General features: G+C 44.2%; 7 protein-coding genes and 1 pseudogene. 4 read left to right on the top strand and 4 right to left on the bottom strand.

Annotated features, from left to right (window positions below; genetic code table 11):
* From AC1DSE_RS23800 to AC1DSE_RS23785, 4 genes and pseudogenes are all read left to right on the top strand, one after another.
* A pseudogene (locus tag AC1DSE_RS23800) lies at positions 1-367 on the top strand (ABC transporter substrate-binding protein); the annotation flags it as partial.
* 161 nt (positions 368-528) lie between these two features.
* Entirely contained in the window at positions 529-1,437 is a 909-nt protein-coding gene (locus AC1DSE_RS23795; RefSeq protein WP_477509116.1) for an ABC transporter permease, read from the top strand.
* Between the two features lie 19 nt (positions 1,438-1,456).
* The gene (locus tag AC1DSE_RS23790; protein ID WP_339204221.1) at positions 1,457-2,377 is read left to right on the top strand and encodes a carbohydrate ABC transporter permease; all 921 of its coding nucleotides are present in this window, start codon (positions 1,457-1,459) and stop codon (positions 2,375-2,377) included.
* 198 nt (positions 2,378-2,575) lie between these two features.
* Positions 2,576-3,340, top strand: coding sequence for a helix-turn-helix transcriptional regulator (locus AC1DSE_RS23785; protein WP_441880519.1), 765 nt, complete (start codon positions 2,576-2,578; stop codon positions 3,338-3,340).
* 32 nt (positions 3,341-3,372) lie between these two features.
* Here AC1DSE_RS23785 and AC1DSE_RS23780 read toward each other — a convergent pair whose 3' ends face one another.
* The 4 genes from AC1DSE_RS23780 to AC1DSE_RS23765 form a co-directional block, all read right to left on the bottom strand.
* Positions 3,373-4,923 (bottom strand): carboxylesterase/lipase family protein, encoded by a 1,551-nt coding sequence (locus AC1DSE_RS23780; RefSeq protein WP_477508868.1) that lies wholly within the window; start codon positions 4,921-4,923, stop codon positions 3,373-3,375.
* Positions 4,924-5,019: 96 nt separating this feature from the next.
* A complete protein-coding gene (locus tag AC1DSE_RS23775) occupies positions 5,020-6,777 on the bottom strand; it encodes a type 2 periplasmic-binding domain-containing protein (protein ID WP_477508869.1) in 1,758 nt (585 codons plus the stop codon).
* A 42-nt stretch (positions 6,778-6,819) separates the two neighbouring features.
* A complete protein-coding gene (locus AC1DSE_RS23770; protein WP_441880513.1) occupies positions 6,820-7,770 on the bottom strand; it encodes a carbohydrate ABC transporter permease in 951 nt (316 codons plus the stop codon).
* Complete coding sequence (locus AC1DSE_RS23765; RefSeq protein ID WP_477508870.1) at positions 7,767-8,690, bottom strand: ABC transporter permease subunit; 924 nt, start codon at positions 8,688-8,690, stop codon at positions 7,767-7,769. Before AC1DSE_RS23765 ends, AC1DSE_RS23770 begins: the two co-directional genes overlap by 4 nt.
* Positions 8,691-9,260: the final 570 nt, after the last annotated feature.

Genomic DNA, 9,260 nt, shown 5'->3' with positions numbered 1-9,260 from the left:
GGACGGCAACGCTCATGTGCCTACTAATCAGCCAGAGGTTGCGGCGGTCAATTACACGGATGGCGATCTAGCCCTCCTAAAAGCCTACGGTCTAAAGACCTTCTCCGGCTTTTACTCCGAACCGGTAGAACGAGCTTGGTACCCTGCCTGGAGTATCGAGAAGGAACAAGGCTCTCCTGAACAGATCTTCAATCAGAAAGCAGGCGACCTACAGCAGAAATACTATCCAAAAATGGTGTTCGCTTCTGAGACAGCCTTTGAGTCCATTTGGAATGAATACATCGCAGAGTTTAATAAGCTAGGTTCTGCTGGATTTGAAAAATTTGTAACCGCCAAAGTAAAGGATCGTATCGAAGGAAATTGGTAGACAGCAGCATCTGAATGATAATAATGAACCGGGAAAAGTGAAGCCACTTCACTTTTCCCTTCTAAGCTTGCTCAAGAGAGACAGTTTTAGCCGGAAGGGAGACGGATCGGGTGAAGAAACATGCAGTACAGCTGGCAGGATCGACTTCTGACGATTCGCGCCTGAGAACCTTATTCAAAACATTATCCAAACAGAAAATGCTAATGCTGATGTCATTGCCTTTTCTCCTCTGGGTTATCCTATTTAAATATATTCCGCTCTGGGGATGGACGATTGCCTTTCAGAAATTCAAATTGGCAAAGGATCTTTTTGACCAGACCTGGATCGGTTTAGATAACTTCAAATCTTTGTTTCAGGAACAGCAGTTTTATCTCGTCCTGCGCAATACGCTCGTTATGAGCTCTATTAATCTGGTACTGGGATTTGGAACGGCCATTGTGCTGGCGCTGCTGCTAAATGAATTGCGTAAGGTTTATTTCAAGCGAACGGTGCAGACAATTAGCTACTTGCCGCATTTTATTTCATGGGTAGTCGCTGCAAATATTGTGCAAACAGCACTCGCGCCAGAGGGTATTGTCAATGTATTGCTGCTCCGATTGCAGCTCATCGATCATCCTATTTTGTGGTTGGGAGTTGGCGAATATTTCTGGGGAATTCTCGGAGTAACGGAAGTATGGAAAAATGTCGGCTGGAATACCATCATTTATTTGGCCGCTATTACAACGATTGATCCGACTCAATATGAAGCGGCTGAAATGGATGGCGCTTCGCGCCTTCAACGGATGTGGCATGTTACGCTTCCGGGCATGAAGCCGGTCATTGTCATCCTGCTCATTATGAATTTGGGCCACATTCTGGAGTCCGGGTTCGAAGCACAGTACTTGCTGGGGAACGGTATCAATGTTGAATTTTCGGAAAATCTGGACATCTTCGTCTTGAAATACGGGATGCAAATGAATAACTTTGGCTTGGCGACCGCCGCCGGGATGTTTAAAACCGTGGTCAGCTTCATCTTCCTCATCGCAGCCAACAACCTCGCCAAACGAATGGGCGAAAGCAGATTGTACTAATTGAAAGGAGGCAAAGGCTATGGAACAAGCCAAATCAGCTCGAAATTCATCGATAGGCGATAAAATATTCGATGTGTGTAATATTATTTTTATGATTATTCTGGTTATTTTGACCCTTTATCCCTTCTTAAACATGTTTGCCTTGTCATTTAACGATGCGAATGATTCGATTCGAGGCAGCATTTATATTTGGCCACGCGAATGGACGCTGAGAAACTTTGAATATGTGTTCAACGAATCCAATGTGTTTTATGCGACCTTTATCTCCGCGGCGCGGACGATTATCGGGACAATTATCTCTGTCTTTTGTACGGCGATGCTGGCCTATACCATTAGCCGTCCTGAATATGCATTGAAAAAAATGGTATCTATGATCTTTATTTTCACGATGTATTTCAGTGGCGGCTTAATTCCGACCTACCTGCTGACCAAAGAGCTTGGGATGTTGAACAGCTTCTGGGTATACATTATCCCCGGCATTATCGGCGTGTTTAATATGATTGTTATCCGTTCCTTCATTGAAGGATTGCCGGAGGGCATTATGGAGTCGGCCAAAATGGATGGTGCTGGAGACTTTATCACATTTACACGCATTGTGCTCCCGCTTACTATACCGGCTCTTGCTACGGTGTCTCTATTCGTAGCGGTATCCCAGTGGAACTCCTGGTTTGATGTATTTTTGTATAACTCTTCCCGGCCAGAACTAAGCACCTTGCAGTATGAACTGATGAAGGTATTGTCTACATCAAGCGCTACAACGAGCTCAGGCGGCTCGGCTGCCGATGCCTTTGCTAATGCGCAGGGCAATGTAACGACGGTTACGCCAACATCGGTTCGCGCAACGATGACGATCGTAGCCAGCTTGCCCATTATTATGGTCTATCCGTTTCTACAGAAGTATTTTGTCAAAGGGATGGTCGTCGGTGGTGTGAAAGGTTAATGACAACTATAACAAAGCTTCAACTAACGAGAATATAACTTTTTAGCCCTTTCGCTTCCGCTCGGAAAGCCGAAAGGGCATAATTTCAATTCAACCTTTTACCATTAGTTTATTTTATTGGTTGTTGTAACGCATTTGAATATTAATCCATAAATTTCTTCTACTTAATATAGTAGATCTAATTACAAGGAGGGGCTCATGACCCATATTCATTATGTAGAATGCAATACTACGCACGAAAAAAATTTTGTTATCGATGTCCCCATTGGCAATCACTGGCTCCTTGTCATCAACAAAACTCCCGCACAATTCTGGGTCAATGGCGAATTAAAGGAATATCCCGCCCATAACGCCATTCTCTATTGCCCGCAACAAAAAGTATATTACCAGGCCTGTGCGGATCAATTCGTCAATGACTGGATTCGCTTCGAAACCAATGAACCTTACTTTACGGAATCTTCGCTTCCGTTAGGCGTTCCCTTTTTTCTAAATGATCCGGACTACTGCTACAAGTTATTTGAACTGCTCGTCATTGAACACAGCTTTAATCGAGATTACAAAAAATCCTCCATTGACTGTTTACTCCGTACGCTGTTCAACAAGCTATTAGAATCTTACTTTCAAGTTGACATTTTGCCTCAGCATTATCCTTTATTGAAGCTTCGCATCGCCATTCAAAACCATCCTGGCGATTATTGGACGGTGTCGAAAATGGCGGATTATCTCTGTATCAGTCCGGGCTATCTTCAGAATATTTACAAAAAGACATTTGGTACCTCTTGCATGGATGATGTCATCAACAGCCGCATTCGAATGGCCAAAGAATACTTAATTCACAGCAATCAGAGCATTGCTGAAATAGCCTCTCTTAGCGGTTATCATAATGTGGAACACTTCTGCAGGCAATTCAAACAAATAACGGGGTATTCGCCAAGAAAATTTCAAAAGCATGCAAATGAATAATTTCCATCCCGGACAGCTATGTCAAAATCGGTTCATCCGAATGAAAGGGCGCTGCGGTTCAGCCTGTTGTTCTTGAAATATTGTTCCACTAGAAACTTCATAATTTCGCTAGGCTGCTCCTTAGAAAACTCGGCCCGATCTGCGAACAGCATCCCATACGGGGCTTCGGGTGTATAGGGCTCCCATTGCGGCAATTCCTCTCCTGTAGCATCTAGTCCGTTCGGGTCTCCCGACTGGATGAAATTCACCCAGTAATTGCACATCTGGCGCGCCAAATCATAATGTTTGCCTACAAATGGTCTCCAGCATTTAGCGAGCGTCTCGAAGAAAAACCAGAGGTCCACCGAGTGAAAAGTGCCAGGGTTATCCCAACCCGGTATTTCAGCATCAAAATTATAGTAATACAGCGGGGTATCGGCACCAGCATCGGCGCTCCCTTGCGCAGCAATTCGAATGGCATATTCAATGCCGCTCACCGAGGCCTTCTTCTTGCACTCTTCGAGGTGATCAGGCTGAACGCTGCAAAGCTCCATAAAGGTATCGGCATCATTGCCAAACAAAGCGATGGCCATTTGCTTGAAGTCGTCAATGGTGTCGACTTGCGGAACGCTGAAAAACTCGGTGGACGTATGACCGAACATTACCGGTACCATCCAGCGCTTGTTTTGAAGAAACAATTCAAACGGGTTACCCAAGCTAAACACTTGATCTGCGACGGTGCCCCAGAATCCATGGTACTCCACCGCCTTGTCGCGGAGATACACCGCATCCAGCTTCCTGGCTTCTGCAAGCGAGGATATACCGAGATACTCAAAAAACTTCACACCGTCCTGTTCCGCTTCTTCCAAGCTGCTCCGAAGAAGCGGCATAAGATTTCCCGGGTATAACGGCGTAAAGATCCCGCTTTGTATAATTGCCCTTTGAAAGAGCCCTTCATTCTGAGGTGAAGTAAGCTGGCTCATGACGCTTCCCCCGCCGGCGGACTGCCCGCCGATGGTGATATTATCCGGGTCGCCGCCGAAAGCTTCAATATTGCTCTTGACCCACCTTGTAGCCGCCTGCTGGTCGAGATTGCCGAAGTTAGCGGGAGCTTCTGGGGCTTCCGCCGTAATGTCGGGATGGGACAAGAACCCAAAGACATTCAAACGATAGTTGATCGTAACCACCACGATGCCCCGTCTAGCCATGCGTTCGCCGTCAAACTCCATTTCGGAAGGATGGCCAACTTGCAGTCCTCCGCCAAAATACCATACATAGACTGGTAGTTTTTCATCTGCACGATTGGCTGGTGTCCATACGTTTAGGTAGAGGCAATTCTCGTCCATCGCAATGTCAGGTTCCACGGCCCACTCCCGGGTATAGATATTATTTTCGTCGATCTCTTGTTTCACCTGCATCGATATCGGCGCGAATTCGAATGCTTTTAATATGCCTTCCCAATCTTGCGCGGGCTGAGGGGCACGCCAGCGGTTTTCGCCCACAGGTGGAGCGGCGAATGGGATTCCTTTGAAGCTTGTAATTCGCGGGTCCGCTGCTGGAAGACCCTGGACCATTCCATTGTTAACCTTTATGACTCTAAGCAATGATAACGACTCCCTTCAATCTAAGTAATCTAGTAAAAGAGAGGAGTATAATTATTCATTCATACCCCTCTTGTTTGAAATGATGAAAGATTTTATTTATTTGCTTGCCAACGCTTCAGCACGCATTTGAACGATTTTTTTAGCTTTTTCCGTATCCGAGGCAACGACATCATTCCAACCCAGACCCACCACATCTGTCTTCATCTTTGCCCACAGCTGGTCGAAATCCCCTTGATTTTTTGCGAAAACCATTTTCCATGATGTGTTTTTTACATAATCCGATATTTGGCTTCGCTTGTTTTTGATATCTGATGAATCAACACCGAAACTTGTATTAATGTTAGGTACAATATCGATCATATTATTTTTCAGGTAGTATTCTGTTGCGTTCGTTGCATTAAATGTACTCTGCCAATCTGTCGTTAAAGTTGTCTTGTTAGCTTCTTTTGTAGAGCTCCAGTAATTATTGTTATAAAACTCTCCTGAATCGGGGTCCTTCACAAAATCGCTCATGATCATACTATTGATCTTGCTTTGGCCATCCTGGTACCCGCCGCCCCCGTATTCCTCTGGAACAGGTGTATTCTCCTGAAATGCCGTTTGACCGACTTGGGTCAGCTTAAACTTGCCGTCTGCTGTCTTTTCGTAGTTGAAGCCTTCAAAACCATTCGTCGTGTAGCGAAGGCCTTCAGGAGACACGAACCAATCCAAGAATTCCATAATTCTGTCGGGTTCCTTGGCTTTTGAACCGACTGCAAATACTCTCCCGCTGCCGTAATAAGCATCGCTGCTTTGAATGATTCGGGTGTCAGCGATCGGAACTGCGACATTCCCATCTCCGTTCATCCCTCTTTCAATCGAGTTGTAAAACCCTCTTTGCCATGAGTACCACAAAAGAAGCACCTGCTTGTTGGTAAGCTTCTCAGCAACCTTGTTCCAGTCCTGGGATGCCGAATCCGGATCGATCAGTCCCATTTGATTTGCAGTAAAATAGAATTGCACAATTTTTTTGTACATACTGTTGTCATCGATGAGCGGAACGATGTCGCCTTTTGCATTCAACTGTATCGTAGAGGTACCATTTGGCTGTTCATAACCGTACCAGTTGCTCAACCAGCGTACATTTTCCATCCCCCCGCCGTCCCAATCCTTCCACAGCGTGATCGGAACGATCAGTTTGCCGTCTGGCGTCTTAGGGTATTCTGCCTGCATCTGCTTCAGTACATTCAGTAGATCGGTCAGATTGTTCAGCTTAGGAGCTCCTACTCCCTTATAGTAATCCCAAGGCAGGATTGGACTGGAGTAAGGCAGTTCTTCTGAAAATGTCGTTGGTGAAGTATCCGCTACAAAAGTCGGCAAACCATAAATCTTGCCTTCCGGATTTACTTTATCAAATCCTCCATTAAAAGGCTTGAAGTGATTGTCCACATATTGTGACAGGTACTTCGTATTCGCAACCCGATCGGTGATATCCATAACAAGACCTACCGGAATCAACTCTTCCAACTGACTATTCTCGATGATCAGAATATCTCCCAGATCACCTGCTGCCGATCTTGTCTTGTATAACTGGTCGCCGGCTACCTGAGGTGCAAGAATGTTCAACGTAATATTAAACTTGTCTTTGAGAAGCTTCCCATACCACCCGGTCTGCTCTCCTTGGTAGTTTGCCGCGTTGCTGAATACGGTAAGGGTTAGCGGCTTGCTGTGATCAATCGTGGTGTGGTTTTGTGGTCCCGATTCATTAGTGCTGGGCTCCGATTTGCTGCAGCCGGCCAATGCTGTTGTCACCATGAATATGCAAGTAAACAACACCACCATCGATTTTTTCACCGCTTTATGACGATTACTCAATGGTAAACCCCCTCAATTCATTTTTTATTATAATGGTGCAGGTTAGCCTTTCACTGCCCCTATCATAATCCCTTTTACAAAAAACCTCTGGAAGATCGGATAAACCAGCAATATAGGCGCAACAACAATAATGGTAACCGTCATACGGATTGATGTTGTCGTTTGCTTGGTTGCCAGAGTTGCCATGGCTGTAGAACCGGCATTTTGAAGATTAACCATGGTAGATAATGAGCTTGCTTGATTAATATAGTTATATAAAATGAACTGCAGGCTATACAATTTGCTGTCAGTGACGAGCAGCAGCGTATCCTGAAAAGAGTTCCATTGATCCACCGCTGCAAATATGGCAACTGTAGCCAATATCGGCTTGCTTATAGGCAATATCACTTTGAAGAAAATGGTCATAACCCCAGCCCCATCGATACTTGCAGCCTGCTGCAATTCCTTAGGCGTTGATTCCACAAAGGTTTTTACAAGAATGATAAAAAACGGGGCTACTATTGTCGGCAAAATGTAGGCCAAAAAATGGTTTGTCAGATGCAAGGAGCGCATGGTGAGATACCACGGAATAATTCCTGCATTAAAAAACATCGTAATTATTGTGAAGCGGTACCAGAACTTTCTCCCCCACATATCCTCCTGAGAAAACATGAATCCCAAAAAGGCTGAAGCCCCGACGGTCAAAGAAGTCCCGATCAGCGTTCTTCCCAAAGATACAACGGCAGCGTTCCATAGTCCCGGAATCTTAAATACATCCAAGTAGTTCTGGAAATGGATTTGCTGCGGGTAGAATACAATATCACCTCTGGCGCTAAGATCATTGGCACTTATTGTATTGATAATGATAGAGTAAAATGGAAAAATACAAATTAGAGCAAACAGCGTATACAAGGTATAAATCAATGATGAGATCAAGATGTCGGTTATGCTGGAATGCTTTTTGTTGTTGTTGTTAACAGTGTTCGCTGCCAGGCCTGCTGCTTTATCGCTCATACCACGCTCTCTCCTCTTATCATTTTTGATAATCCATTCACTGAAAAGAGAAGCACAACACTGACCAAGCTCTTCAGCATGCTGATCGCAACAGAAACGGAATAGCTACCGCCCCCCATGGCTAGGTTGTACACATATAAATCCAGAACCTGTATGCTTTCTTTGTTAAATGCATTTTGAAAAACAAAATATTGCTCCAAGCCGTTATTCAGGAAGCTCGCAATTTGCAGCATTAACAAAACAAAATAGGTTGACATCAGACTTGGTAAAATCACATGCCATATGACCTGCATCCTTGTCGCACCGTCTACACGCGCCGCTTCATAAAGGGATTCATCTATACTCATAATGGCTGCTATATACAGGATGGCTGACCAGCCCAATGTTTTCCATATTGACCACCCCCACATGGTGATCCATACATGTTCAGAGTCTTGAAGGAATAGGATCGGAGAATCGATGAGTCCCAGTTGATTCAAAAGGCCGTTAATGATGCCTTCACTCGATAACATAGAAAAGGCCAGTGAATAGACCAGTACCCAGCTGATAAAGTTTGGCAAGGTCGTTACCGTCTGCACAAACTTCCGGAAACGCAAAGCTTTTATTTCATTCAAAAATATAGCAAATATCATTGGTAGCCATGAGAAGAGCAGGCCCAAGCCGCTCATCCCAAACGTATTTTTGATAACCTGAAGCAATTGGTCTATCTTTACTTGGTTTTCAACTAAGGAACGAAACCACTTGAAACCAACATAAGTGGATTGAGACAAAGGTGTCGGCGGCGTATAGTCAAAGAAGGCATAAACCCAACCATATAGCGGGTAGTATGCAAAGGTAGCAAGTAAACCCATGAAAGGCAGTATGTAGAGAAATTTTTTAATAGATTCACTTCTCATCCTGTATTCTTTTATACGCACCATGTAATCCCCCTATAAATAAAATGTTTGGAAGCGCTTCCAATATTGTAGAAAAGAAATATTTCGCGATGTCCAGGCAACCGGGTAACACTCCCCTATCCGTGCTTCCATTTCCTTTCCAGCCCATACACCTCCGTAAATGCATTGTTTATTATTCAATTAATTACCAACTTTCTAATAAATAGTAAATTACCAGCAGCCTAAAAACAATGATCTATACTCACGTATAATTGATATATTCTGCGATGGAGTGATTGTAAATTTGATAGCCTACGATACTTCCAAGAAATTCTTAATGTGCAATAAAACCTACTTTTCAACATTTAGGATCCATCATATTAGTTGTTATGTAAAACAAGTACAGTACTCCTTTTCGTGTAAATGGATGCGAATACTGCTAGCCAGTCTATTTCGTAATCATGACTCGAATTTCCGAACCTTTAACTATACTTTGACGGGTTTGCTGCTCGGTCGGTTTGTACTAAGATAGACTAATTGAACCTAAGAAAGGGGAATCACAATGACAGATGGTCTATCCTTGAACGCAACTGAGAAGCTCGTTGATGTTAACTC

The sequence above is a fragment of the Paenibacillus sp. 01L418 genome, from assembly GCF_056400045.1.
This window is presented reverse-complemented; position numbering and strand designations above follow the sequence as displayed.